The sequence below is a fragment of the Microbacterium sp. NPDC055502 genome, assembly GCF_053643635.1.
This window is the reverse complement of record NZ_JBSHKJ010000001.1, coordinates 72,148-97,123: the sequence shown is the minus strand read 5'-3', so window position 1 is coordinate 97,123 and position 24,976 is coordinate 72,148. Positions and strand designations below refer to the sequence as shown.

The 24,976-nt window shown below is 70.6% G+C and carries 25 protein-coding genes and 3 tRNA genes; 18 read left to right on the top strand and 10 right to left on the bottom strand.

The window, feature by feature from the left end; all coding sequences use genetic code 11:
* Positions 1-42: 42 nt before the first annotated feature.
* From ACWH95_RS00530 to ACWH95_RS00520, 3 genes are all read right to left on the bottom strand, one after another.
* Positions 43-119: transfer RNA gene (locus ACWH95_RS00530), tRNA-Pro, on the bottom strand.
* Positions 120-175: 56 nt separating this feature from the next.
* Complete coding sequence (locus ACWH95_RS00525) at positions 176-1,117, bottom strand: metallophosphoesterase (RefSeq protein WP_136032160.1); 942 nt, start codon at positions 1,115-1,117, stop codon at positions 176-178.
* Positions 1,108-3,681, bottom strand: a complete 2,574-nt coding sequence (locus tag ACWH95_RS00520) for a transglycosylase domain-containing protein (RefSeq protein ID WP_240744587.1) — start codon at positions 3,679-3,681, stop codon at positions 1,108-1,110. The genes ACWH95_RS00525 and ACWH95_RS00520 overlap by 10 nt, the downstream gene beginning before the upstream one ends.
* An 87-nt stretch (positions 3,682-3,768) precedes the next feature.
* On the opposite strand from ACWH95_RS00520, the gene ACWH95_RS00515 reads away from it, so the two are divergent.
* Together ACWH95_RS00515 and ACWH95_RS00510 are read left to right on the top strand one after the other, a co-directional pair.
* Complete coding sequence (locus ACWH95_RS00515; protein ID WP_136032162.1) at positions 3,769-3,993, top strand: hypothetical protein; 225 nt, start codon at positions 3,769-3,771, stop codon at positions 3,991-3,993.
* The gene (locus tag ACWH95_RS00510) at positions 3,990-4,448 is read left to right on the top strand and encodes a RidA family protein (protein ID WP_136036890.1); all 459 of its coding nucleotides are present in this window, start codon (positions 3,990-3,992) and stop codon (positions 4,446-4,448) included. Before ACWH95_RS00515 ends, ACWH95_RS00510 begins: the two co-directional genes overlap by 4 nt.
* Positions 4,449-4,501: 53 nt before the next feature.
* Here the strand turns inward: ACWH95_RS00510 and acs are convergent, their stop codons facing one another.
* Positions 4,502-6,469, bottom strand: coding sequence for an acetate--CoA ligase (acs, locus tag ACWH95_RS00505; RefSeq protein ID WP_136032166.1), 1,968 nt, complete (start codon positions 6,467-6,469; stop codon positions 4,502-4,504).
* Positions 6,470-6,886: 417 nt separating this feature from the next.
* Between acs and ACWH95_RS00500 the strand changes: the two genes are divergently transcribed.
* The 10 genes from ACWH95_RS00500 (at position 6,887) to ACWH95_RS00455 (ending at position 16,219) form a co-directional block, all read left to right on the top strand.
* The gene (locus ACWH95_RS00500) at positions 6,887-7,894 is read left to right on the top strand and encodes a TadA family conjugal transfer-associated ATPase (RefSeq protein ID WP_136032168.1); all 1,008 of its coding nucleotides are present in this window, start codon (positions 6,887-6,889) and stop codon (positions 7,892-7,894) included.
* Entirely contained in the window at positions 7,888-8,787 is a 900-nt protein-coding gene (locus ACWH95_RS00495; RefSeq protein ID WP_454119990.1) for a type II secretion system F family protein, read from the top strand. Before ACWH95_RS00500 ends, ACWH95_RS00495 begins: the two co-directional genes overlap by 7 nt.
* 39 nt (positions 8,788-8,826) lie before the next feature.
* Positions 8,827-9,024, top strand: coding sequence for a DUF4244 domain-containing protein (locus ACWH95_RS00490; RefSeq protein WP_136032173.1), 198 nt, complete (start codon positions 8,827-8,829; stop codon positions 9,022-9,024).
* Positions 9,021-9,362, top strand: a complete 342-nt coding sequence (locus tag ACWH95_RS00485) for a TadE family type IV pilus minor pilin (RefSeq protein ID WP_206252947.1) — start codon at positions 9,021-9,023, stop codon at positions 9,360-9,362. The genes ACWH95_RS00490 and ACWH95_RS00485 overlap by 4 nt, the downstream gene beginning before the upstream one ends.
* Positions 9,362-9,691 carry an Rv3654c family TadE-like protein gene (locus ACWH95_RS00480; protein ID WP_136032176.1) on the top strand — a complete coding sequence of 110 codons (330 nt, stop codon included), beginning with the start codon at positions 9,362-9,364 and terminating at the stop codon, positions 9,689-9,691. Before ACWH95_RS00485 ends, ACWH95_RS00480 begins: the two co-directional genes overlap by 1 nt.
* Positions 9,692-9,769: 78 nt before the next feature.
* Positions 9,770-12,655: a type I DNA topoisomerase gene (topA, locus tag ACWH95_RS00475; protein ID WP_454119989.1), complete on the top strand. Its 2,886-nt coding sequence runs from the start codon at positions 9,770-9,772 to the stop codon at positions 12,653-12,655.
* A complete protein-coding gene (gene tmk / locus ACWH95_RS00470; protein ID WP_136032180.1) occupies positions 12,652-13,281 on the top strand; it encodes a dTMP kinase in 630 nt (209 codons plus the stop codon). Before topA ends, tmk begins: the two co-directional genes overlap by 4 nt.
* Before the next feature lie 87 nt (positions 13,282-13,368).
* Positions 13,369-14,526 carry a DNA polymerase III subunit delta' gene (locus ACWH95_RS00465; protein ID WP_454119988.1) on the top strand — a complete coding sequence of 386 codons (1,158 nt, stop codon included), beginning with the start codon at positions 13,369-13,371 and terminating at the stop codon, positions 14,524-14,526.
* Positions 14,523-16,076, top strand: a complete 1,554-nt coding sequence (locus ACWH95_RS00460; protein WP_454119987.1) for an alpha/beta hydrolase — start codon at positions 14,523-14,525, stop codon at positions 16,074-16,076. The genes ACWH95_RS00465 and ACWH95_RS00460 overlap by 4 nt, the downstream gene beginning before the upstream one ends.
* A gap of 70 nt (positions 16,077-16,146) precedes the next feature.
* Positions 16,147-16,219 (top strand) — tRNA-Thr (locus ACWH95_RS00455).
* Between the two features lie 85 nt (positions 16,220-16,304).
* Here ACWH95_RS00455 and ACWH95_RS00450 read toward each other — a convergent pair.
* Together ACWH95_RS00450 and ACWH95_RS00445 are read right to left on the bottom strand one after the other, a co-directional pair.
* Positions 16,305-17,294, bottom strand: a complete 990-nt coding sequence (locus tag ACWH95_RS00450; RefSeq protein ID WP_136032183.1) for a MerR family DNA-binding transcriptional regulator — start codon at positions 17,292-17,294, stop codon at positions 16,305-16,307.
* A 3-nt stretch (positions 17,295-17,297) separates the two neighbouring features.
* Positions 17,298-17,972, bottom strand: a complete 675-nt coding sequence (locus ACWH95_RS00445) for a HEAT repeat domain-containing protein (RefSeq protein WP_454119986.1) — start codon at positions 17,970-17,972, stop codon at positions 17,298-17,300.
* Between the two features lie 91 nt (positions 17,973-18,063).
* Between ACWH95_RS00445 and ACWH95_RS00440 the strand changes: the two genes are divergently transcribed.
* Entirely contained in the window at positions 18,064-18,645 is a 582-nt protein-coding gene (locus ACWH95_RS00440; RefSeq protein ID WP_247982034.1) for an isochorismatase family protein, read from the top strand.
* Complete coding sequence (locus ACWH95_RS00435; RefSeq protein ID WP_454119985.1) at positions 18,642-19,175, top strand: DUF1697 domain-containing protein; 534 nt, start codon at positions 18,642-18,644, stop codon at positions 19,173-19,175. The genes ACWH95_RS00440 and ACWH95_RS00435 overlap by 4 nt, the downstream gene beginning before the upstream one ends.
* Positions 19,176-19,196: 21 nt before the next feature.
* On the opposite strand, the gene ACWH95_RS00430 is transcribed toward ACWH95_RS00435, so the two are convergent.
* Positions 19,197-19,439, bottom strand: a complete 243-nt coding sequence (locus ACWH95_RS00430; RefSeq protein ID WP_454119984.1) for a hypothetical protein — start codon at positions 19,437-19,439, stop codon at positions 19,197-19,199.
* Positions 19,440-19,464: 25 nt separating this feature from the next.
* Here ACWH95_RS00430 and ACWH95_RS00425 point away from each other — a divergent pair, with 25 nt between their 5' ends.
* A complete protein-coding gene (locus ACWH95_RS00425; protein WP_136036245.1) occupies positions 19,465-19,983 on the top strand; it encodes a CGNR zinc finger domain-containing protein in 519 nt (172 codons plus the stop codon).
* Between the two features lie 3 nt (positions 19,984-19,986).
* On the opposite strand, the gene ACWH95_RS00420 is transcribed toward ACWH95_RS00425, so the two are convergent.
* The 3 genes from ACWH95_RS00420 to ACWH95_RS00410 all read right to left on the bottom strand — a co-directional run bounded on the left by ACWH95_RS00420 (position 19,987) and on the right by ACWH95_RS00410 (position 21,639).
* On the bottom strand, positions 19,987-20,532 hold the full coding sequence (locus ACWH95_RS00420; RefSeq protein WP_136031454.1) for a type 1 glutamine amidotransferase domain-containing protein: 546 nt from the start codon (positions 20,530-20,532) through the stop codon (positions 19,987-19,989).
* 243 nt (positions 20,533-20,775) lie between these two features.
* Positions 20,776-20,848, bottom strand: a tRNA-Lys gene (locus ACWH95_RS00415).
* 131 nt (positions 20,849-20,979) lie between these two features.
* Positions 20,980-21,639, bottom strand: a complete 660-nt coding sequence (locus ACWH95_RS00410) for a fasciclin domain-containing protein (RefSeq protein ID WP_136031456.1) — start codon at positions 21,637-21,639, stop codon at positions 20,980-20,982.
* A gap of 177 nt (positions 21,640-21,816) precedes the next feature.
* Here ACWH95_RS00410 and ACWH95_RS00405 point away from each other — a divergent pair, with 177 nt between their 5' ends.
* From ACWH95_RS00405 to ACWH95_RS00395, 3 genes are read left to right on the top strand one after another with little or no spacing between them, the layout of a single operon-like run.
* Positions 21,817-23,529, top strand: a complete 1,713-nt coding sequence (locus ACWH95_RS00405; RefSeq protein ID WP_454119983.1) for a cytochrome c biogenesis protein DipZ — start codon at positions 21,817-21,819, stop codon at positions 23,527-23,529.
* 31 nt (positions 23,530-23,560) lie between these two features.
* Positions 23,561-24,163 (top strand): ECF RNA polymerase sigma factor SigK, encoded by a 603-nt coding sequence (gene sigK / locus ACWH95_RS00400; RefSeq protein WP_205812597.1) that lies wholly within the window; start codon positions 23,561-23,563, stop codon positions 24,161-24,163.
* The gene (locus tag ACWH95_RS00395; RefSeq protein ID WP_136031460.1) at positions 24,160-24,948 is read left to right on the top strand and encodes an anti-sigma factor; all 789 of its coding nucleotides are present in this window, start codon (positions 24,160-24,162) and stop codon (positions 24,946-24,948) included. The genes sigK and ACWH95_RS00395 overlap by 4 nt, the downstream gene beginning before the upstream one ends.
* Positions 24,949-24,976 lie beyond the last annotated feature (28 nt).

The following is a 24,976-nucleotide window of genomic DNA, read 5'->3' as shown; positions in this document are numbered from 1 at the left end:
ATACAGAGAAGGCCGCCCGTGGGGGCGGCCTTCCGGTGTCACTGGTCGGGGTGACAGGATTTGAACCTGCGACCTCTTCGTCCCGAACGAAGCGCGCTACCAAGCTGCGCCACACCCCGTTTGCAACCCTCCGAGTCTACAGGGAAATCCCCTGAGCGCCCAATCGGGGCGGTGATCACGAGTGGGGGATCAGCGTGAGCAGCGTCGCCTCCGGGCGGCACGCGAAACGCACGGGCGCGTAGATCGAGTGCCCGCAGCCGGCGCTCACGTTCAGCGGGACGCTGCGGCCGTCGTGCGTCCAGGTGCTGAGTCCCTTGGCCTGCTTCAGCGGGATGTCGCAGTTCGCCACGAGCGCGCCGTAGCCGGGGAGGCAGACCTGCCCGCCGTGCGTGTGACCGCCGAGGATGGCGTCGGCGCCGAGGTCGACGAAACCGTTGAGCACGCGCTGATACGGCGCGTGCGTGACGCCCAGCACCGCCGTTCCGGGCTCGCGCGGGCCCAGGCCCTCGATGGCCGAGGGGAGCGCGTCGAGGCGGTCCCAGTCGCGGTGTGCGTCGTCCACGCCGAACAGGTCGACGGCGGTGCCACGCAGGGTCAGTCGCGCCGCGCGATTGTTGAGGTCGGTCCAGCCGAGCTCGTCCGTGAAGAAGCGGTCCATCGACTCCGTGTCGAGCACGGTCGGCTCGCGGTGGCGCCGCGAGGGTCCGGAGAAGTAGCGCAGCGGATTGCGCGGCGCGGGGCCGTTCACGTCGTTCGAGCCGTGCACGAAGACCCCGGGGATGCCGGCGAACGGGGCGAACGCGCGGCGGATCCCCTCGAGTCCGCGCTCGTGACCCAGGTTGTCGCCGGTGTTCACGATCAGGTCGGGCCGCAGCTGCGCGAGCGACGCGAGCCAGTCCTGCTTGCGGTGCTGCCACGGGGCCATGTGCGCATCGGACACGTGCAGGATGCGCAGGGGAGGGGTGCCGGGGGCGAACGCCGAGGCGGACACCTCGCGCACGGTGAAGAGGTAACGTTCGATTCCCACGCCCCACACCGCGGCGGCGGCGCCCACGGCCCCCACCGCGCCGAGCGCGATGAGGGCCGGATGAGCCGAGCGCGACGAACCTACTGGCACGTCACGACCACGGTGGTGCTGCTGTTGACAGGAGTGCCCGGTGCCGGATTGGTCACCGCGACCGCAGACCCCGGCGGGTTGCACGAATTGTCGAACTCGTAGGACGCGACTCGAGCCGCCTTGAGTGCGGCGTCCGCCTGGTCTCGCGACATCCCGACGATGTTCGACGGCACCACGGCACCACGGCCGTTGCTGATCGAGAGGGTCACGGTGGCAGCCGTCGCAGCCTCGCCCGTCGGGTCCTGTGCCGCGACGAGGCCGGCCGCGAGGTCGCTGTCCACCTCTCCGCCGATCGCCACCTGGAAGCCCGCGTTCTCGAGGGTCGAGCGCGCCTGGTCCTGCGACATGCCGACCACGCTCGGAACGGCCTTGAGCTCCTGACGGATCAGGTTGTTGTCCGGCTGGGGGAAGCGGTCGCCGCCGTAGGCCTCGTTCGCGGCCGCCTGCGCGGCGCGGGCCAGCGGGTAGCGCATGTCGTTGAGATTCCAGCGACCGTAGCTCTTCCGGTAGATGTTCTCCTGGCCCTGCCAGCGTCCCGCCCACACGGCCGTCGCGACCTTCGTGCTCGACTCGATCATCATGGTCGACCACGTGTTGTGCGTTCCGGTCTTGCCGATCAGCGGGGTGCCGTCGCCCGGGTTCGCCCGCGAGCCGGTGCCGCCGCCGCCCATGACGGTTTGCAGCGCGTAGGCGGCCGTGGCTGCGACCTCGGGAGAGATCACGCCGGGAGTGCACGACGACGCGGGCAGCTCACGGTCCTTGCCGTCCGGACCGATCACGCGGTCGATCGCCCGCGGCGTGCAGTAGGTGCCGCCGCTCGCGACCGTGGCGTAGGCGTTGGCCATCGCGATGGGCGAGATGTTCTTCGCGCCGAGCACGTCGTACGGCACGTTCTCATCGGTGGTCTTGCCGCCGTTGGCCAGCGTGACGCCCAGGCGGTCGGCCACCTTGTTGATGTCGCAGAGGTCGAGCTTGGAGGCCATCGCGAAGTACCCGCTGTTGAGCGAGTTCTTCGTGAAGTTCAGCACGGTGTCGGTCGAGCCGCCGCCGCCGCCGAAGTTGCCGATCTCCTTGGTGTTCGCGACCATGGTGCCCCCACCGCACGAGGCCGCGGTGAACTTCATGTTGGTCTGCACGCGGCCGTTCAGGGTCTCGCGCACCGAATGACCCTTCTCGAGCCAGTCGATCAGCGTGAACAGCTTGTAGGTCGAGCCCACCTGGAAGCCGTTGGAGTCTCCGTGCTTGCGGTCGCCCGCGAACACGAGAGAGGTGTAGGCGGGATCGGTGGTCGGGGTCTCGGTGAACATCGTGTTCTGGGTCATCGAGAGGATCCGGCCGGTGCCCACCTCGATGGACACACCTGCGGCACCGAAGTGCATGCCGTCGTAGTTGGCCGGGACGATGTCGGCCATCTCCTGCGCCGCCGGGTTCTGGATGCGGTAGTCCAGCGACGTGAAGATCTTCAGACCGCCGCGGCGCAGCAGGTCGCGCCGCTCCTGCGGCGTGGCGCCGAACGCCTCGTCGTTCAGGACGATCGAGCGCACGTACTGGCAGAAGTAGGCGTTCGTGCCGGCGGCCGCACAGCCCTGCGTCGGCGGGTTGATCGCAGGAACGATCGGGGAGGCCTTCGCCTCGTCGTACTGGGCCTGGGTGATCTTGCCGTCGTCGAGCATGCGGTAGAGCACGTAGTCGCGGCGCTTGAGGGTGTCCGCGTAGCCGTCGGCGGCGTTGTTGTGTCCGACCTGAGCATCGTCGGTGTACGTGCCCTCCACCGGCTTGTCGATCCGGTACGTGTTGGGGTTCTGCACGATGCCGGCGAGCGTCGCGGCCTGCGCGACCGTCAGGTTCATCGCCGTCGTGGAGAAGTAGTACCGGGCGGCGGCCTCGATGCCGTAGACCGTGCCACCGAAGTTCGCGATGTTCAGGTAGCCCAGCAGGATGTCGTTCTTCGAGAAGTCCTTCTCGATCTGGATCGCGTAGCGCATCTCCTGCAGCTTGCGCTCGATGCCCTTGCTGCCGACCGCGTTCGTCGCGTCCAGCCAGCACTGCTGGAGCTCCTCGGAGTACGTGTCCGACGTGGTGTCCACGTCCTGCTCGCACTGCTGGATCAGCACGTTCTTCACGAACTGCTGGCTGATGGTCGAGGCGCCGCGGCTGGATGTGCCGCGGACGTTGTCGATCAGCGCCTTCATGGTGGCGCCGAGGTTCACTCCGCCGTGGCTGTAGAAGCTCTTGTCCTCACTGGAGAGGATCGCGTCGTAGAGCACCGGGCTGATCTGCTCGTACGTGACGGGGACGCGGTTCTGCTCATAGAACGACGCGAGGGCGACCGGCGTGCCGTCGGGCTGGGTGGCGTAGATCGTCGACTGCTCCATCGGCGTGCCAGGGCTGAGGTTCTCGGGGAGCTTGTCGAAGAGTGTCAGTGCCGTGGTGCCGGCGACTCCCGTCATCGCGAGGACGGGGGTGACGCTGGCGGTGACGAGCAGACCGGCGACGGCGCTCAGTCCGACGAGCCCGACGAGACCGCCGAGCACGCCCTTCACCGTGCGATTCTTGTGGGGCATACGCTTGATCGTAGGGGAGTTCCCTGAATACACCCTCTGACGAACACGCCCGCTCGGCCTGTTCGCGTCCCGATCGACAGGAGAGCCATGACCACGTGGGAGTACCTGACCACGCCGCTGCTGATCCACAACACCGCCGCGATCCTCAACAACTGGGGCAAGCAGGGCTGGGAGCTCGTCCAGGTGGTGCAGGGACCGGAAGGCGGCCTCGTGGCGTACTTCAAGCGCCCGGTGACCACCGACGGCTCCGCGAACGCGGGCCTCGCCGCCGCCGCCGAAGCCGCGCGTCAGTTCGAGGGGGGTCAGGCATGAGCGTCTCCACGCGCCTCGCCGAGCTCGGCATCGAGCTCCCCGCCGTCGCCGCTCCCGTCGCCGCCTATGTCCCGGCGGTCGCCCACGGCGGGCTCATCTACACATCCGGCCAGCTCCCGTTCGTCGACGGCGCCCTGCCCGCGGTGGGCAAGGTCGGCGCCGAGGTCTCCGCGGAGGACGCCAAGGCCTTCGCGCGGACGTGTGCCCTCAACGCGCTGGCCGCGGCCGCCGACGTCGCGGGCGGGGTCGACCGCATCGCCGGTGTCGTGCGGGTGGGCGGCTTCGTCGGTTCAGCCGAGGGCTTCACCGGCCAGCCCGGCGTCATCAACGGCGCGAGCGAGGTGCTCGGTGAGATCTTCGGTGACGAGGGCCGCCACGCGCGCGCGGCCGTCGGCGTCGCCGAGCTCCCGCTCGGCAGCCCGGTCGAGGTCGAGGTGACGTTCCGCCTCGCCTGACCCCGACACGCGAACGCCCCCTCCGACGGGAGGGGGCGTTCGTCGTCTGCGGGCTACTTCACCTGCGCGGAGATGATGCTCATGACCGCGGTGTCGGCCAGGGTCGTCGTGTCGCCGACCTCGCGGCCCTCGGCCACATCGCGCAGCAGACGCCGCATGATCTTGCCCGAGCGGGTCTTGGGCAGCTCCCCGACGATGTACACGTCTCGAGGGCGCGCGATGGCACCGATCTGTTCGCCGACCCAGAGCCGGAGCTGCTGCGCGAGCCCCGCCGGGTCGTGGGCGGCGAGATAGCTCTCCTTGATGATGACGAATGCGACCACCGCCTGGCCCGTGGTCTCGTCGGACGCCCCGACCACCGCGGCCTCCGCGGTGGCCTCGTGCGCCACGAGCGAGGACTCGATCTCCGCCGTCGACAGCCTGTGGCCCGACACGTTCATGACGTCGTCGACGCGGCCGAGCAGCCAGAGGTCGCCGTCCTCGTCGAGCCGTGCACCGTCACCCGCGAAGTAGTAGCCCTGCTTCTCGAACTTCTCCCAGTACGTCTCGCGGAAGCGTTCCGGGTCGCCCCAGATGCCGCGCAGCATGCTCGGCCACGGCTCGGTGATCACGAGCAGTCCGCCGTTGCCGTTGCCGACCTCGACGCCCTGCTCGTCCACCACGTCGAGGGTGATCCCGGGGAGGGGGACCTGCGCCGAGCCGGGCTTCGTGGCGGTGACGCCGGGGAGCGCCGACACCATGATGGCGCCCGTCTCGGTCTGCCACCACGTGTCGACGATCGGGGTCTTGCCCGCGCCGATGACCTCGCGGTACCACATCCACGCCTCGGGGTTGATGGGCTCGCCGACCGATCCGAGCACTCGCAGCGACGACAGGTCGAACTTCTGCGGGACGCTGCGGCCGACCTTCATGAACGACCGGATCGCCGTCGGGGCCGTGTAGAAGATGGAGACCTTGTACTTCTCGATGATCTCCCACCAGCGTCCGGGGTGCGGCGTGTCGGGCGTGCCTTCGTACAGCACCTGGGTGGCACCGTTGGCCAGCGGGCCGTACGTCACATAGCTGTGGCCCGTGATCCACCCGATGTCGGCGGTGCACCAGTACACGTCGGTCTCGGGCTTGAGGTCGAACACGTACTTGTGGGAGTACGCGGCCTGCGTGAGGTAGCCACCGGAGGTGTGCAGGATGCCCTTCGGCTTCCCCGTGGTGCCGGAGGTGTAGAGGATGAAGAGCGGGTTCTCGGCGGGGAAGGCCTGAGCCGTGTGCTCGGCGGAGGCCGCCGGGACGACGTCGTGCCACCAGATGTCGCGCCCGTCCGTCCAGTCCACCTCGTTCTCGCCACGACGAACGACGAGGACGTGCTCGACCGTCTGCTGCTCGCCGTCGCCGCGGTCGGCCAGAGCCTGGTCCACGGCGGGCTTGAGCGCCGAGACGCGGCCCTTGCGGTAGCCGCCGTCGGCCGTGATGACGAGCTTGGCTCCGGCGTCGTCGATGCGGGAGCGGAGGCTGTCGGCACTGAATCCGCCGAACACGACGGAGTGGATGGCGCCGACACGTGCGACCGCGAGCATCGCGGCGATCGCCTCGGGGATCATCGGCAGGTAGATGGCGACGCGATCGCCGTGACCGACGCCGAGTCCCTCCAGCACGTTCGCGACGCGCTTGACCTCCTCGGTCAGCTCGGCGTACGTGATGCGACGACTGTCGCCGGGCTCGCCCTCCCAGTGCAGGGCGACGCGGTCGCCGTTGCCGGCCTCGACATGACGGTCCAGGCAGTTGTAGGCGACGTTGAGCTCGCCGTCGTCGAACCACTTGGCGAAGGGCGGGTTGTTCCAGTCGAGGACCTGGGTGAACGGCGTGTGCCAGTGGATGAGATCGCGCGACTGCTCGGCCCAGAAGCCTTCGCGATCCGCCGCGGCGCGCTCGTACAGTTCCTGTGACGCGACGGACTGCGCCGCGAACTCCTCCGATGGCGGGAATCTCCGGGTCTCGTCGAGAAGGTGGTCGATCTGGCTGCTCATCGGCAGGCGCTCCTTTGCGGCATACGGGTCATGCAGGCGTGGTCGCACGGGGGGAGGCGCGACCAGGTCAGGGCGAATCTATCGGCGTGCCACGCCCTCGAGTACTGCCGAAAGTCGGTAGTGGCGCTGGTTTTGTCAGGACGGTCGCCTTGCGTACACTCGACGACAGCCGAAATCTCATTCCGGCCTTGGCGCGCCCGATTCCCCCGATCGCGCGGCGCCGTGGGCGGCATCTCATTCCCCCCGTGAGATGCCGCCCATCTCTTTGGGAGCGCTCCCTCTGCCCGGGTCCTCTCCCTTGTCGACCCGCGGCCCCGAGTTCTCCACGGGCAGCCGGGCTGAGGCCTTGTGCACAGACGCCGATGCCGGAGTCGCCCTGCGGCGGCACGCCTCGCCCGCCGTGCCTACTCTCGCCGCATGCCTGAACGATTCGTCATCCGGTCGAAAGACGCGGCAGCGGGGGATGCGGTCACCGCCCCTCCCCATGCCGTGCTCCTCGCGGAACCCGCATTCGCGCCGCTGGCCCCCCATGTGGACGACACCGTCACCGACGTCTTCGTCAACGGGGCAGACGGACTCTTCCTCGACCGCGGCAGCGGCGCGCAGCCCGTTCCGTCGTGGCGAGCGACCGAGCGGGAGGTACGCGACCTCGCGGTCGCGCTCGTCGCGCTCGGCGGCCGGCACCTCGACGACCAGGCGCCGTGCGTGGACGTGCGCCTCGGCTCGGGCGTGCGGGTGCACGCCGTGCTCGCCCCTGTCTCCACGACCGGCACGGCGCTGTCCATCCGGATCCCGCGGGTCCATGCGGCCGACCTCGACGCCCTCGCCGCACTGGGCACGATCGATGCGCAGCAGCACGTCTGGCTCGACAAGCTCGTCGCGGAACGGGCGAACCTCTTGATCACGGGCGGGACGGGTACGGGGAAGACGACGCTGCTGTCGGCGCTGCTGTCGTCGGTACCGCCGGGTGAGCGCATCGTGACGATCGAAGACGTGGCGGAGCTGCGGCCACGGCACCCGCACCACGTCGCCCTCGAGGTGCGTCAGGCGAACCTCGAGGGCGCGGGCGGCATCGGACTCGCCCGGCTCGTCCGCGAGTCGTTGCGCATGCGCCCCGATCGGCTGGTGGTCGGCGAGTGCCGCGGCGAGGAGGTACGGGAACTCCTCACCGCCCTCAACACCGGCCACGATGGTGGCGCCGGCACGATGCACGCGAGCGGTGTCGCGGACGTGCCCGCGCGGCTCGAGGCGCTCGGCGCGCTTGCCGGAATGGACCCCGTGGCGCTCGCTCGTCAGGCCGTGAGCGCGTTCACCGTCGTCCTCCACCTGCACCGGGGGTCCGACGGAACGCGGCGCATCGCCCACGTCGGGCGACTCGTGCTGGAGAGCGATCGGCTGGGCATCGAGGAGGTCCGACCATGGTGAACAGGAGGCGTCGCGCGATGCAGTCCGCGCACGAGGTCGACCTGGCGCACTCCGTGCAGACGCTGGCCGTGCTGCTGCAGGCAGGTGCAGCGCCGCTCGTGGCGTGGCGCCATCTCGCCGGGACGGGCGACCCGAATGCGATCGCGGTCCTCGCGCGCGTCGACGACGGAACACCGCTCGTCACTGCGATCGATGCGGCCGGCGGTCGCTGGCGGGAGCTGGCCGCGGCCTGGGAGATCGCCACCGTCGTGGGCGCGCCCCTCGCGGAGGTCCTCCGCACGATCGCCGGGTCATTGCGCGACGCGGCCGCCGCCGCCGACGATGTCCGCGTCGCGCTGGCTGAGCCCGCCGGAACGGCGCGACTGCTGCTGTGGATGCCCCTCGCGGGACTGCTCCTCGGCGTCGCCCTCGGCTTCGACACGATCGGGGTGCTCCTCGGCACACCCGCCGGGGCGACCTGCGCCGTCGCCGGGCTGCTGCTGGTCGGAGCGGCTCGCATGTGGACGCGACGGCTGCTCCGCCGTGCGCAGCCCGCGTCGGGGACGCCGGGGATCGCCGCCGAGCTCGTCGCGGTCGCCCTTCGCGGGGGTGCCCCGATCGACCGTGCACTCCGGCTCGTGGCAGATGCGGCGGTCGTGGACCAGGGAGGGGAGGAGAGGGTGCGCCGGGTACTGGAGCTGTCCCGGACGGCGGGCGTTCCCGCCGTCGAGCTGCTGCGTGCCTCCGCGGCGCAGGACCGGCATGCAGCGCGCGTGCAGGGGCGCCTCCGCGCGGCAGTGCTCTCGACGCGACTTCTCGTGCCGCTCGGCGTCTGCACTCTGCCGGCGTTCCTCCTGCTGGGGGTGGCTCCGCTGATGCTCAGCGTGCTCGCCTCCACGTCCATTCCTGCGTGAGTCGCTCGAACCACCCAATAAAGAGGAAGAAGGAAGAATATGAACACCATTCCCCGACTCGACCGCCGTCGTGCAGCCGCCCTGTTCGGCGACGACACAGGAGCGGCGACGGCCGAGTACGCCATCACCACCATGGCCGCGGTCGCGTTCGCAGGATTGCTCGTCGTCATCATGAGGTCGGACGAGGTGCGCGGCATCCTCACCGATCTCGTGCGGCGTGCGCTCACGGTGTCATGAGCAGGCCGCTGGGCGAGCGCGGCGCGGTGGCGGCGGAACTGGCGCTCGCCCTGCCGGCCGTCGTGCTCGTGCTTCTTCTCGGCGTCGGGGCGCTTGCCGCATCGTCACGACAGGTCGCGCTCCAAGATGCGACGGCGGACGCCGCCCGTCTGCTGGGGCGGGGCGAGGGCGACGCCGCGGCCGCGGCTGTGGTGCGGCGGGCGCTTCCCGACGCCAGGGTGACGTTCGCCGCCGTCGACGATCTTGTCTGTGCGACGGCGACGCTCGACCTCACCGTGGGACCGCTGATGCGCCTCCCGCTACGCGCCGCGAGCTGCGCTCTCGACGGGGGTCGGTGATGGCGGGGACGGTGCTGGCCGCCGGCGTGCTCGTCGTCGGCGCGACGCTCTCCGTCGGGCTCGCCGCCGTCGGCGGGGCGGCCGTGACCGCGCAGCGTGCAGCGGACGCAGCGGACGCCGCGGCGCTCGCCGCCGCCGATGCGCGCAGCGGTGCGATTCCCACGGCTCGCACGCCGTGCGACCTGGCCGCGCACGTCGCCCAGGCCGGAGGGGCACGCCTGATCGCGTGTTCGCTGGCCGGGGACGTGGCGACCGTGACGGTGTCGGCGGCGTACGCTGGACTCGCAGCCGTCTCCCGCGCCCGTGCCGGGCAACCCGAGGAACCGTGACGGCCGCGCGACCCTCGCTCGCTGTGAAGTACCCCGCACAGCGGTGTGTATGGTGTGCTTCGAAGAAAGGACGCACCCTTGGCTGAAGGCAAGAAGCTCGTCATCGTCGAGTCCCCGACGAAGATGCGGTCTATTCAGGGATACCTCGGCGACGGCTACGAGGTGCTCAGCTCCGTCGGCCACATCCGCGACCTCGCCGACAAGAAGGACATCCCCGCCGACGACAAGAAGGCGTATGGGAAGTACTCGATCGACATCGACAACGGGTTCGACCCGTACTACGTCGTCTCCGACCGCAAGACCAAGACGGTCGCCGAGCTGAAGCGTGCGCTGAAGAGCGCCGACGAACTCCTGCTCGCCACCGATGAGGACCGTGAGGGTGAGGCCATCGCCTGGCACCTGCTCGAGACCCTCAAGCCCAAGGTGCCCGTCAAGCGCATGGTGTTCCACGAGATCACCAAGGATGCGATCCAGGCCGCCGTGGGGAACACGCGCGAGCTGGATCATGCCCTGGTCGATGCGCAGGAGACCCGCCGTATCCTCGATCGTCTGTACGGGTGGGACGTCTCGCCGGTGCTCTGGTACAAGGTCAAGACCGGGATCTCCGCCGGACGGGTGCAGTCCGCGGCGACGCGTCTGATCGTCGACCGCGAGCGCGAGCGCATGGCTTTCGTGTCGGCTGAGTACTGGGACGTCGACGCCGACGCGGCCGCGACCGGCACCTCCTTCCGGATCCGTCTCGTCCGGGTCGACGGCGGCCAGCTCGCCCGCGGCACCGACTTCGATGACACCGGAAAGCTCAAGAAGGCCGTCGTGGTGCTCGACGAGGCACGCGCTGCCGCACTGGCCAGAGCCGTCGACGCCACGGGGGCGGGGACGGTCACCAAGGTCGAGGCGAAGCCCGGCACCCGGAGCCCGTACGCCCCCTTCACGACGTCCACCATGCAGCAGGAGGCGGGTCGCAAGCTCTCGATGAGCGCCAAGCAGGCGATGAGCGTCGCCCAGCGCCTGTACGAGAAGGGGTACATCACCTATATGCGTACCGACTCCACGGCGCTGAGCACCCAGGCGGTGCAGGCGGCGCGGAGCCAGGCTGTCGCTCTCTACGGTGACAGCGCGGTGCCGCTCAAGCCGCGCGTCTACAAGTCGAAGAGCAAGAACGCCCAGGAGGCCCACGAGGCCATCCGTCCCTCGGGTGAGAACTTCTGCACGCCGGCGTCGCTGTCCTCCGAGCTCGACCGCGAGGAGCAGCGTCTCTACGACCTGATCTGGAAGCGCACGGTCGCGAGCCAGATGGCCGACGCCAAGTACGAGACGACCACTGTCACGATCGCGGTGGACGCCGACGGCCAGACCGCCGAGTTCACCGCATCCGGCACGGTCTACACCTTCAAGGGCTTCCTGGAGGCCTACGAGGAGGGCCGCGACGAGAAGCGCGGCGACGCGGACGCCGCCGAGAACCAGTCGCTCCCGGCCGTCGCGGTCGGGGACGAACTCGCCGTCTCGCAGGCCGAGGCCAAGGGCCACCGCACGACCCCGAAGCCGCGCTACACCGAGGCGTCGCTGGTCAAGGTGCTGGAGGAGAAGGGCATCGGTCGTCCGTCGACCTTCGCCACGATCCCGGAGACCATCCTCGACCGTGGCTACGCGGTCAAGCGCGGACAGGCGCTCGTGCCCACGTGGCTGGCGTTCAGCGTGGTGCGGTTGCTCGAGGAGCACTTCGCCGAGCTGGTCGACTACGACTTCACCGCGGCGCTGGAGGACGACCTCGACACGATCGCCCGGGGCGAGCAGAACCGCGTGGAATGGCTCAAGTCGTTCTACTTCGGCTCGGAGTCGCACGTGGGACTGCGGCAGGTCGTCGACAACCTCGGTGAGATCGACGCGCGGGCCCTGAACTCCACGCGCATCACCGACACCGCGACGCTGCGCTTCGGCAAGTACGGCCCCTACCTGGAGGTCACGGATCCGGAGAACCCGGACGCGAAGCCGCGCATCGTGAACGTGCCGGAGGACCTGGCGCCCGACGAGCTGACGGCGGAGAAGGCGCAGGAGCTGATCGACGCCCCGGTGGCGGGGGACCGCGTGCTCGGTACGAATCCGGAGAACGGCAAGATCGTCGTCGTCAAGGACGGCCGGTTCGGGCCGTACGTGCAGGAGAACGACCCGGTCTCGGACGACGCCGCGGTCGACGAGGCGACCGGTGAGGTCGTCGAGGCTCCCAAGCCCAAGCGCGGTGCGAAGAAGGAGACGGCGCCCAAACCGCGGACCGCCTCGCTGTTCCGCTCGATGTCGGTGGACACGCTCGACCTCGACACGGCCCTCCAGTTGCTGAGCCTCCCGCGGGTGGTCGGCGTCGACCCGGAGTCCGGCGACGAGATCACCGCGCAGAACGGCCGATTCGGCCCGTACCTGAAGAAGGGCACCGATTCGCGGTCGCTCGAGAGCGAGTCGCAGATCTTCGACGTGACGCTCGACCAGGCCCTCGAGATCTACGCCCAGCCGAAGTATGGTGCAGGTCGTCGCGCCTCGAGCGCGCTGGCCGAGTTCGACGCCGACCCCGTGAGCGGGAAGCCCATCCGCGTGCGCGACGGTCGCTTCGGTCCCTACGTGACCGACGGTGAGACGAACGTCACGATCCCGCGCGGCCAGAAGCCCGAGGACATCACGTTCGAGATCGCCGTGCAGATGCTGGCCGACAAGCGCGCGAAGGGCCCTGCGCCCAAGCGCGGCTCGCGTACCGCCGCGAAGAAGGCTCCGGCGAAGAAGGCTCCGGCGAAGAAGGCTCCGGCGAAGAAGGCGAGCGCCGACGGAAAGGCCACGACGGCGAAGGCGACGGCGGCGAAGAAGACCGGGAAATCCGCGGGCTCCACGTCGGCGGCGCGCTCGGCCGCGGCGAAGAAGGCGGCGGCGACGCGCGCGGCGAACGCGGCGGCGAAGGCGGCGGAGAAGGCCGGCTCGTGACCGCGAGCCGGGGCGCCTGGATCACTCTCGAAGGCGGGGACGGCTCAGGCAAGACCACTCAGGCGAACGTTCTCGCCGACTGGCTGGAGCAGAGCGGGCGCACCGTGGTGCGCACCAGGGAGCCGGGGGGATCCGAGGTCGGCACGCTGATCCGCGAGATCGTGTTGCACCACCGCGGGGACATCGCGCCGCGCGCCGAGGCCCTCCTTTACGCCGCCGATCGGGCGCATCACGTCGCGACGGTCGTGCGCCCGGCGCTCGCGCGCGGTGAGGTCGTGCTGCAGGACCGCTACCTCGACTCGTCCGTCGCCTACCAGGGTGCCGGTCGGGTGCTCGACCCGGCCGAGGTGCGGGACCTGTCGCTGTGGGCGGCCGAGGGCGCACTTCCCGATCTCACGGTGCTGCTCGACCTCGACCCCGCCGCGGCGCGCACCCGACTCGACTCGGCCGACAAGCCCTTCGACCGCCTCGAGGCCGAGCAGGCCGAGTTCCACGAGCGCGTGCGCGAGGCCTACCTCGACCTGGCCGCCGCGGAGCCGGAGCGCTTCCTCGTGCTCGATGCCGCACAGCAGCCCGAGGCGATCGCGGAGCGGATCCGAGCTCGCGTCGCTGAGCTCCTGGACTGATCCTCCACAGGTCGAACAAAGACGGCTGCGACCACGGATGACGGGAGACGTCCCCGCGGCGTCGGCGGTCCCGATTAGGCTGAGGACATGCCCCCGACTCTCGCCCCCGCATTCCCCTGGGCGGACGTCTGGGGCCAGGACGCGGCGGTCGACACGCTGCGCGCGGCGGCAGCCGATCCGTCGGCCCTGTCCCACGCCTGGCTGATCACCGGCCCGCCGGGGTCGGGGCGGTCGACGCTCGCGTACGCGTTCGCCGCGGCGCTGATCGCCGAGGGTCCCGATGACGATGCCACCATGCGCCAGGTCCTCGCCGGCACCCATCCCGACGTCACGGCGCTGCGCACCGACAAGGTCATCATCACGATCGCGGAGGCGCGATCCCTGGTCGAACGCTCGTACTTCGCCCCGTCCGCCGGGCGCTACCGCGTCATCGTCGTCGAAGACGCCGATCGCATGGTGGAGCGCACGTCCAACGTGCTGCTCAAGGCTCTGGAGGAGCCCCCGGAGCAGACGGTCTGGATCCTCTGCGCGCCGAGTGAGGCGGATCTGCTTCCCACCATCCGTTCACGCGTGCGGTCGCTGCGGCTGCGGGAACCCGACGTCGCCGATGTGGCACGACTCATCAGCCTCCGCACGGGGGTCGATGAGGCGGTCGCCGAGCAGGCGGCGCGTCACGCGCAGCGACACATCGGGATGGCCCAGCGGCTCGCCACCGATGACGCCGCACGACGTCGTCGTGAAGAGACGCTGCGCGCCGTCATCGGTGTCCGCGGTGTGAACGACGCGGTCGATGTCGCCGGGCGCATCATCCAGGCGGCGACCGAAGACGCCAAGGCGCTCACGTCCGAGCGCGACGCGAACGAACGGGCCGCGCTGTTGCGCACCGTGGGCGTGGCGGAGGGGCAGGCCGTGCCGCCGGCGCTCCGCCCGCAGGTGTCCGCGCTGGAGGACGAGCAGAAGAAGCGGGCCACGCGGAGTCTGCGCGACGGCATCGACCGCGTGCTCACGGACATGCAGTCGCTGTTCCGTGATGTGGTGATGCTCCAGTTCGGGCGCAGCGACGACCTCATCAACAGCGAACTGCGCCCCGAACTCGTCGATCTCGCGGCGGCATGGCCCGTCGCCCGGACCCTGGTCGTCCTCGACCACCTTGCCGAGACCCGGCAGTCGCTGGAGCGCAACGTCGCTCCGCTGCTCGCCCTGGAGAGCTTGCTCGTGACGGTCACGAGCGGGAGGAAACCGTGAACACTCGCCCCCTGTCGCGCCTGCGTCGCGCGGCCGCGCTCATCGCCGGACTGGCCGTCGCCTCGGTCGCCCTCTCGGGCTGCCTCTACGCGATGATCCCCGAACAGTCGGCACGCCCGGCGGGCGAGAAGGAGCCGGACACCGAGGGTGTCGCGGCCGACCTGCTGCCCTACTACTCCCAGAAGCTGGACTGGACGGAGTGCGGCACCGGCTTCGAGTGCACCGACGTCACGGCGCCTCTCGACTGGGAGAACCCCGGCTCCGGCGAGATCCAGCTCGCGGTGGTGCGGCATCGCGCGGAGGGCACCGCGGTCGGCTCGCTCCTCACGAACCCCGGCGGGCCCGGCGCGAGCGGGGTCGACCTGGTACTCAGCAGCCTCGGCTATGCGGTCGGCCCCGCACTGGTCGAGAACTACGACGTGATCGGCTTCGACCCCCGCGGGGTGGGCGGGTCGACGGCCGTCACCTGCTACGACGACGCCGAGATGGACGACTACCTCTACGGCATCCCCGAGGCCCAGCGGGGGAGCGCCGAGTGGGAGCAGGAGCTGCTCGACGGGCATCGCGCCTTCGCTGAGGCGTGCGACGCCAACAGCGATGGCATCCTGCCGTACATCACCACGGTCAACGCGGCCCGCGACATGGACCTGATCCGCGCGGTGCTGGGAGACAAGCAGCTCAACTACCTCGGCTACTCGTACGGCACGTTCCTCGGTGCCACCTACGCCCAGCTCTACCCCGAGAAGGCCGGACGCCTCGTGCTCGACGGGGCGATCGACCCCTCCGTCCCGGGACTCGAGGTCGGGGCCACGCAGGCGCTGGGATTCGAGTCGGCGCTGCGGGCGTACATGCAGAACTGCCTCGATTCGGGCAACTGCCCGTTCAGCGGCTCGGTCGACGAGGCGATGGCCGACCTCGGAGCGCTCCTGGCCAGCGCCGACCGCACGCCCCTCGAGAACGGGGACGGACGGCTGATGGGCGCCGATGCGCTGATGACCGCGATCATCGCCGCGCTGTACTCGCAGGACAGCTGGGACTACCTCACCCAGGCCCTGGAGGAGGCGCTGCAGGGCGACCCCACGACCGCGTTCGTGCTCGCCGACTTCTACAACGGTCGGGAGAACGGCACCTACATCGACAACTCCAGCGAGGCCTTCCGCGCGTACAACTGCATGGACTATCCGGTGGAGGACGACCCGGCGGCCGAGGCGGCGATCACCGCGAAGATCGCGGAGGGGGCACCCACGATCGCGCCCTACTGGACCGGCCCGGACCCCTGCGAGGTGTGGCCCTATCCGCCGACGGGGACACGCGGGGAGATCGCAGCGGAGGGCGCCGGCCCCATCGTCGTCGTCGGTACCACCAATGACCCGGCGACGCCGTACGAGTGGTCCGAGTCGCTCGCGAACCAGCTGGAGGAGGGCGTGCTGATCACCCGTGTGGGCGAAGGGCACACCGGCTACAACAAGGGCAACACCTGCGTCGACGACGCCGTCGAGGGATTCCTGCTCGACGACGTGGTGCCCGAGGACGGCCTGCGCTGCGAGTAAGGGCGGGCTCGATTCGCGAGCGAGGCCGAGACAGGGTAATATCGGTGATCGCGCCGCTCACGCGTCGCACGCCGCTTTAGCTCAGTCGGCAGAGCATTTCACTCGTAATGAAAAGGTCGTCAGTTCGATTCTGACAAGCGGCTCACTGAAACCCCCGGGATCCTCGAGATCCCGGGGGTTTCTGCGTGTGCGGAGCTGCGCCATCGGGCGTGGCACGGGCGCCGGCGCCTAGGTGCGCCGTGCCAGGAGCGCGGACGCCGTGAGCGCCACCCCGCGATCCTCATCCCGTGCGAATCCGCCCAGGGCCTCGTCCGCGCTCAGGCCACGAACCCCCGCCAGTGCGGCGGCGAGCCGGCGACGCGCGACGACCGAGGCGCCGTCGGCGGCACGCTGCACGTGCTCGGCCACGGTCCGCGCGGCTGCGGGGTCTTCCGCGAGTCGTTCGAGCACCTCCGCGGCGGCGACGTCGTCGACCCCGGCTGCCACGTCCGCCACCAGCCGGGGAATCACAGCCGTGTCCCCGTCGCGGCCCCGTGCTCGGGCGGCCGCGGCCGCGATCTCCCGGTCGGGGTGCTCGATCGGCGCGCCGAGGGCGGCCCGCGCCCGTGGTGTGTCGAGCTTCTCCAGCGCGCGCATCGCGCGGTGACGACGCGCGGCCTCGGCGTCGTGCAGTCCTCGCTCCAGCGTCGGCACGGCGTCGTCCCCGGCCCGCGCGACCGCCCACAGCAGGGCCCCGGCGGTGTTGAGGTCGTCCTCCCGCAGCAGCGCCGCGACGAGGACGGCCGTGGACGCGTGGTCGGCGTCCGCGGTGAGGGCGAGCGTCTGCCGCGCGGACGCGTCCGGCGCCTCCAGGCCCCGCAGGAGCTCCACCATGCGCAGGGCGTCGGACCAGTCCCGCGGCTCGCCCGACCGCACCTGTTCGAGGCGCTCCGCCAGCTCGGTGAGCACCGCGAGCCGCGCGCGCGTGCGATGCAGGAGCCGCTCGATCGTGTCGGACGGCGCGCGGGCGTCGTCCGCGAGAGCTGCGGGGATGTCCGCGAGCGGGAGGCCGAGCGAGCGCAGGTTCTCGATGTGGAACAGCCGGCGAAGATCCGCGTCCGAGTAGTCCCGGTACCCGCCCGCGGTGCGTTCGCTGGGCGACAGCAGGCCGATGCGGTCGTAGTGCCGCAGCATACGCGCGCTGATGCCCGAGCGCGCCGCGACCTCGCCGATCAGCACGCCTCAGCCCTCCGCGGGAGCGGGAGACGCCTGCAGCGCCACGATCCGCTGCGCCTCTCGGATCGCCGCGCCGAAGTCGTCGTCGGGGTCGTCGATCAGCCGCGCGGTCGCCAGGGCATGCGCGCGCACGGCGGGGTCGGCGTCGTGTGCGGCAGCGGCGGCCACGGCGGCCCCGGCGTCGTCGAGCATCGCGATGGCCCGACTGAGGCTGCGCTGCAGCTCCCGGTCGCCGCGCCCGAGCTGGGTCGCCAGCTCCCGCGCGAGCGCCGGCCGCTCCTCGTCCGGCACGAGCCCCGCCGCGGCGCGCCACGCCGCGCGTGCGACCTCGGGGTCGCCGTCGCGCAGCAGCTCGGGCGACACGGCGGGCCAGGCGCGACGGTCGCCGATCTTCGACAGCGTGTGTAGGGCCTGGCTCCTGGCCTGCGCCACGGGTGACCGCAGCTCCGGCAGGAGGCGGTCCACGGTCGGCTCGGCGTCGTGTCGGGTGAGTGCCCACGTGAGCATGTCGCGCACGAAGAAGTCGGGCTCCACCGCGCTCTGCTCGACGAGCACGTCGATGTAGCAGGGGTTCGGCGTGGTGCCGGCCGTGAGAGCGGCCTGCAGGCGCGCCGAGGACGCGGTCGACTGCAGGGCAGCGCGCAGTCGCGACGCCGGGTCGAGGGGATGCTGTTCGGTCATGGTTGCCTCCGCCGTCCATTCCACACCTTGTCACGATGACAGGGTCAAGCGCTGCCCGGTCGACGGCGCCCGCACGGCGTACCCTCAAGGCATGAGCAGAGCACTCCTCATCGTCGACGTCCAGAACGACTTCACGGAGGGCGGGGCGCTCGCGGTGGAGGGGGGAGACGCGGTCGCCGAGGCCGTCTCCGCCTTTCTCACCGTGCACGCGGCCGACTACGACGTGATCCTCGCCTCCCGCGACTGGCACGATGCGGACGGCGACAACGGCGGACACTTCTCCGGCTCGCCTGACTTCGTCGATACGTGGCCGGCCCATTGCGTCGCGGGCACGGCGGGCGCGGACTACGACCCGCTGCTCGACACGACCGCGGTCACCCACCACGTCCGCAAGGGGCAGGGTGTGCCCGCGTATTCGCTGTTCGAGGGCATCACCGACGACGGCGACACCGCCGGGGCCGTGCTCTCGGCCGCCGGAGTCGTGTCGGCCGATGTCGTCGGCATCGCGACGGACCACTGCGTGCGCGCCTCCGCGCTGGATGCCATCGCGCACGGCGTGCGGGTCCGCGTCCTCACCGACCTGATCGCCGGGGTGGCCGCCCGCTCGAGCGAGGCTGCGCTGGCCGAGCTCGTGCACGCCGGCGCGGTGCTGGCCGAGAGCGGCGACGCGTGAGTCGCAGCGTCCTGCTGCTGCGCGGGGTCAACGTGAGCGGGCGCAACAGCGTGCCGATGGCGCGACTGCGCGAGGTGCTGGAGGAGCGGACGGAGCTCGCCGCTGTGTCGACCTATATCGCCAGCGGCAACATCCTCTGCGCGACGCCCGACGACCCCGAGGCGGCCCGCGCGACGGTGCGCCGCCTGATCGCGGAGGAGTTCGGCGTCGACACGCCCGTCATCCACCGCACGCACGCGGAGCTCGTGGCGACGGCGGCCGCGCAGCCGTTCCCCGACGGCGAGGCGAGGTACGTGCACGCGATGTTCCTGGAGGGGCCGCCCGCGCCGGGTGCGGTCGCGGCGCTCGAGCAGCGACTCGTGCCAGGGGAGCGGATCGCGCTGGTGGGTCAGAACCTGTGGATCGATTACGCCGAGGGCGGCGTGCACTCCACGAAGCTCACCACGAGCGTGCTCAACCGTGCCCTGGGGGTGGCCGGAACCGCCCGCAACCTGCGCACCACGCAGAAGCTCATCGACCTCACGGCCTGAGCGGGGCGGGGCGAGGGGGCCTCATCGCTGGTCGGTGTCGGCGGCGTCGGAGCCGTCGGGAGCTGCGGCGAGGGGGCGGCTGAGCGCGCGCGGCGGGAGGTGCGGATGCGCGGCGACGTCGACCCGGCGCGTGCCGCAGTCGAGGCAGCGCACGTAGAGCACGACGCCCTCGCTGGTGGGGTGCCGCGACTCCACGAGCCAGGCGTGCTCGTGGCGGTCGACGGGCGGGACGAGAGGGACGGGGAGGGTGTCGGCGGCGGTCATGGGACCAGCGTGATGTAATGGTCTTATGCATCTCAACCCTTACGGCGAGTATGCCGTGCTGCTGGCCGCGTCGCTGGCCAACGACTGGCCGGCCGACCGGCAGGGCATCGAGGAGCGCACGCTCGCCCTCGGGATGACGCAGACCTTCCCGCCCGCCGACGGCGACCACGCCGCGGTGCGGGCGGTGATCGACGACTGGCTCGCCATCGTCGATGCGCCCGACCCCGACGAGCGCGCCGCCCTGCTCAACGCGCAGCTCGCCGCCGCCGGCGCCTATCCGCGACTCGTCGACCACGACGACGAGGGGTGGCACCTGCACTACCGCGACGACGTGCGGTCGTTGCCGTTCGTGCTGCGCGCGACCATCAACCTCGGCACCGCGCTGCACCTGGTCACGCGCGGCATGAACCGGCTCGGACGCTGCGAGGCCGCGCCCTGCCGCAACGTGGTCGCCGATGTGACGCGCAACGGCCGCCAGCGGTTCTGCTCCGTGAGGTGCGCGAACCGGGCGGCCGTGCGGCGCCATCGGGCGCGCGTCGGGTGAGGGTCAGGCGGTCTGTCCCGCGTGCTTGCCCTCGCCGATCTCCTCGACCAGCTTCGCGTTGAAGGCGGGGAGGTCGTCGGGGGTGCGGCTGGAGACCAGGCCCTCGTCGACCACGACCTCCTCGTCCACCCAGCTCGCGCCCGCGTTACGCAGGTCGGTCTTCAGGCTGGGGTAGCTCGTGAGGGTGCGGCCGTCGACCACGCCCGCCTCGATCAGGATCCAGGCGCCGTGGCAGATCACCCCGACCGGCTTGTGCTGCTCGAAGAAGGAGCGGGCGAGTGCGATGGACGCCTCGTCCATGCGCAGGTGGTCGGCGTTCACCACGCCGCCCGGGAGGACGAGCGCGTCGAACTGGTCGGCGGAGGCATCGGCCGCGGTCAGGTCGACCGCCTGCTCGTGTCCGTTCTTGCCCGTGATGGCGGCGCCGTCGGGGGCGATCATGGTCGCACTCGCGCCCTCCGCGGTCACGGCCTCCCACGGGCTGGTCAGCTCGCTGTCCTCGAAGCCGTCGGTCGCCAGGAACGCCACGCGGTTTCCGCTGAGAGTCATCGTCTGTCCTTTCGCTGGGGGAGTCGCCCGGATCCGGGCGCACCATCACCCTCTCTCGGGGGCCAGGAGCGCGGACAGGGGGTGGCCAGGAGGCCGCGCGGATGATACGAGGGCGGGCTCACGCGAGGTCGCGCTGGAGGGGGATGAGCAGGCGATGGCGACCACCCCGGTGCACGCCGCATCGACCCGGCCACGGTCGTGACGCCGCACGCACCCGCAGGGGTGGCGACGGAGGAATGACGGTGGGCCCCGTGGGGCTCGAACCCACGACCCGCGGATTAAAAGTCCGATGCTCTGCCAACTGAGCTAGAGGCCCGTGCTCCCAGTCTAGGGCGCACGACGAAGGGCCGTCGGCGCACAGCTCGCCGACGGCCCCTTCACCTTCCCTGACTCCTCCCGATCAGAGAAGGCCGTGTGCCGGTCGGGTCGCCCGGCACCTCCCCGCGCTTACTGCGCCGGGGGCATCAGGACCGAGTCGATCAGGTACACGGTCGCGTTCGCGGTCTGCACGCCGCCGCAGATGACGTTGGCGTCGTTGACCATCCACTGGTCACCGCTGCCGGTCACCTCGAGGTCGGCGCCCTGCACGGTCGTGTGCATGCCGGCGATGTCGGCCGGCTCGATCTGGCCGGGCACCACGTGGTAGGTGAGGATCGACGTCAGCGTCGCGCTGTCGGTCTTCAGGGCCTCGATCGTGGCGGGGTCGATCTTCGCGAACGCGTCGTCGACCGGCGCGAACACGGTGAACTCGTCACCGTTGAGCGTGTCGACCAGGTTCACGTCGGGGTTGAGCTGGCCGCTCACCGCGGCCACCAGCGTGGTCAGCATCGGGTTGTTCGACGCGGCGACCGCGACCGGGTCCTGCGACATGCCCTGGATGGAACCGGCGCCGTCCGGGACCTCTTCGGCGTAGGCCGCGCAGCCCGGGCCCACGAGGTTCGCGGCGGGGTCCATCTCCATCGGCGTCGACTCCGACGTCTCGGGGGCCTTCGGCTCCGACGACTCCTCCGTCGTGCTGCCGCTGCCCATGGAACACGCGGAGAGCAGGAATGCGCTCGCCAGACCCAGGGTGACTGCTGCGGTGACCTTCTTCTTGGTGCTGAACATGTCGAGCTCCTTCGAAACTCCGGCCACGGCCTCTCCGTGGCGTTGACCGGTGTTCGGAACCGTCTCGGGATCGGATGGGACGAATTCGGAAAAAGTTCGCGAATCCTCCCTCGCGGGGTCCGATCCAATCCATTGGGCGGCCCGGAGCGAACAGAGCCTGACAGAAGCGAGGACCTCATGGACCTGATCATCATCGGCCTGCTCGGCGGGCTCATCACCGGCATCTCGCCGTGCATCCTGCCCGTGCTCCCGGTGATCTTCCTCACCGGCGGCGCGCAGTCGGCGGCCTACGACGGAGAGGCGGTGCCCGCCCGGCGAAGCCGCCCGTACTTCGTGATCGCGGGCCTCGTGCTCAGCTTCACGCTGGTGACGCTCGTGGGTTCGCTGATCCTGGGTCTGCTGAACCTGCCGCAGGACATCATCCGCTGGGTGGGCATCGCGGTGCTGGTCGTGATCGGCGTCGGCCTGATCGTGCCGCGGTTCCAGCACCTCCTGGAGCGGCCGTTCCAGCGCTTCGGGCAGCGCGAGGTGAAGAACCGGGGTAACGGCTTCGGTGTCGGACTGGCCCTCGGCGCGGTGTTCGTGCCGTGCGCCGGACCGGTCCTCGCGGCGATCATCGTGGCGGGCTCGACCGGCCAGATCGGCGTGGGCACGGTGCTCCTCACGGTGTCGTTCGCGATCGGCGTGGCCGTCCCGTTGCTGGTGTTCGCGCTCGCGGGTCGCAGCGTGGTGGAGCGCATCCGCGCCTTCCGGTCGAAGGAGCGCGCGCTGCGCATCGCCGCCGGCATCGCCATGATCGCACTCGCCGTGGGGCTCGTGTTCAACGTGCCGCAGGCGCTGCAGCGGCTCCTTCCCGACTACACGGCTCCGCTGCAGGAGCAGATCGCCGACTCCGAGCAGGTGCAGGACGCGCTGGACCTCGGTGGCCTGGTCAACGACGAGAACAAGGACCTCGACCAGTGCACGAACGGTGCGACCGAGCTCGAGTCGTGCGGCACTGCCCCGTCGATCAAGGGCATCCAGCAGTGGCTGAACACGCCCGACGGCGAGGCGATCGACCTGAAGGATCTGCGGGGGCAGGTCGTGCTGATCGACTTCTGGGCGTACTCGTGCATCAACTGCCAGCGGTCGATCCCGCACGTGGTGGCCTGGGACGAGGCGTACCGCGACGCCGGACTGCAGGTCATCGGGATCCACTCGCCGGAGTATGCGTTCGAGAAGGATCCGGGCAACGTCGCCGCGGGCGTGCGCGACTTCGGCATCGCGTATCCCGTCGCGCTCGACAACACCCTGTCGACCTGGACGAACTACCGCAACCGTTACTGGCCGGCGCACTACCTGATCGACGCGGACGGCACCGTGCGCCACATCTCCTTCGGCGAGGGCAACTACGCGGCGACCGAGTCGATGATCCGGGAGCTGCTGCAAGACGCGGATCCGGACGTGCAGCTGCCGCCGGCGACGGACGTGAAGGACGAGACGCGGGAGCTCGGCTCGACGACACGGGAGACCTTCCTCGGCTCGTCGAAGGACGTGAACTACGGCGGCGGGGACGAGTACCGCCGCGGTGAGGGCAGCTTCTCGTTCCCGAAGGACCAGCCCGACGACAGCTTCGCGCTGGACGGCGACTGGACGGTCGAGACGCAGTACGTGACCCCGACGAGCGACGACGGACGCATCCGCCTGGAGTATCGCGCGGGCGAGGTGCGGATGGTCGTGGCGGGCTCGGGTGAGGTCGTGGTGCGCGATCAGGACGGCGAGGAGCAGACCATCGCGATCGACGGGACGCCTCGCTCGTACGGCCTGGTCGAGCAGGGCGACATCGCGAAGGGAACGCTCACGCTCGAGGTCCCGGCCGGTGTCGAGGTCTATTCCTTCACATTCGGGTGACGTCTGCGCGGGAACGGGGAGGAGATACGGCATGCTTATGGAGATGGTCATCGACGGGATGGACGTCCCGGAGGACGGGGCAGCGCCGAAGGATGCCGTCGCCGACCTCCTCGTCCGCGTCGCGTCCGGTGATCAGGCTGCCTTCGCCGAGCTGTACGACTCCCTGTCCCCGCGGGTCTTCGGCCTCATCCTCCGCGTGCTGGTCAACCGCGCGCAGAGCGAGGAGGTGCTCCAGGAGGTGTTCCTGGAGATCTGGCAATCCGCTTCGCGGTTCGCTCCGAACAGAGGACAGGGACGAACCTGGGTGATGACCATCGCCCATCGACGGGCCGTCGACCGGGTGCGGGCATCGCAGTCGAGCGCCGACCGCGATGTGCGAGCCGGCTTCAAAGACCTCGGTGTCGCGCACGACAGTGTCGCGGAGCGGGTGGAGCTGGGCATCGAGGGGGAGCGGGTCGTCGCGGCGCTGTCAGGGCTTCCTGACGCGCAGCGGGAGGCGCTCGTCCTGGCCTACTACGGCGGTTACAGTCAGAACGAGATTTCGGCGCTCGTGGGGGCGCCGCTGGGGACGATCAAGACACGGATGAGAGACGGGCTGACCCGTCTCCGCACGGCGATGGGGGTGACGGCATGAACGAGAAGGACTTCGCGGAACTCGCGGCGGGTGCCGCGCTCCACGCGCTGTCCGCCGACGACGAGAACCGGTACCGCCGGGCACTCGTGGAGCATCCGGAGTGGGCGGCCGTCGCAGACGTCGACGCGGACAGCGTCGCGCTGCTGGGTGAGGGCGTGACGCCGGTCGCCCCGCCGCCCGGCGTTCGTGCGGCTCTGCTCGCCCAGATCGCCCAGACGCCGCAGGGCGACACTGCCCCGCACGACACCGACGCGCACGACACCGCGGGGCGCACCCCCGGGGTCGCGTCCGCCGGTGGCCCCGAGGAGCCCGCCGTCCGCAGGCCGCGCCGCTGGACCCGCCTGGCCTTCGCGCTCGCCGCGTGCCTGGCGCTGCTGGTCGGCGTCGGCATCGGAGCGGTGGCGCTCAACGCACAGCTCACCCGTCCCGCCAGCGTCGTGGCGCTGCAGGAGATCGAGGCCGCGGGCGATGCGCAGCAGGCCACGGTCGAGCTCGACGGCGGGGCCACGGCCACCGCCCACTGGTCGGGCTCGGTCGGCAAGGCCGTGCTCGTGACGAACGGTCTGCCCGAGACCGACGCCGGCAAGACGTACGAGCTGTGGTTCGTGCGCGGCGAGGAGCCGATCGCGGCCGGTGTGTTCGACCCGGAGGACGGTGCGGCGACCGCGCTGCTCGAGGGCGAGATGCGGGCGGGTGACGCGATCGCGGTGACCGTGGAGCAGGAGGGCGGCTCGCCGTCCGGGCAGCCCACCACGGATCCGGTCATCGTCATCCCCACGGCCTGAGCCGCGGCGGCGGGCGTACCCTGGAGGG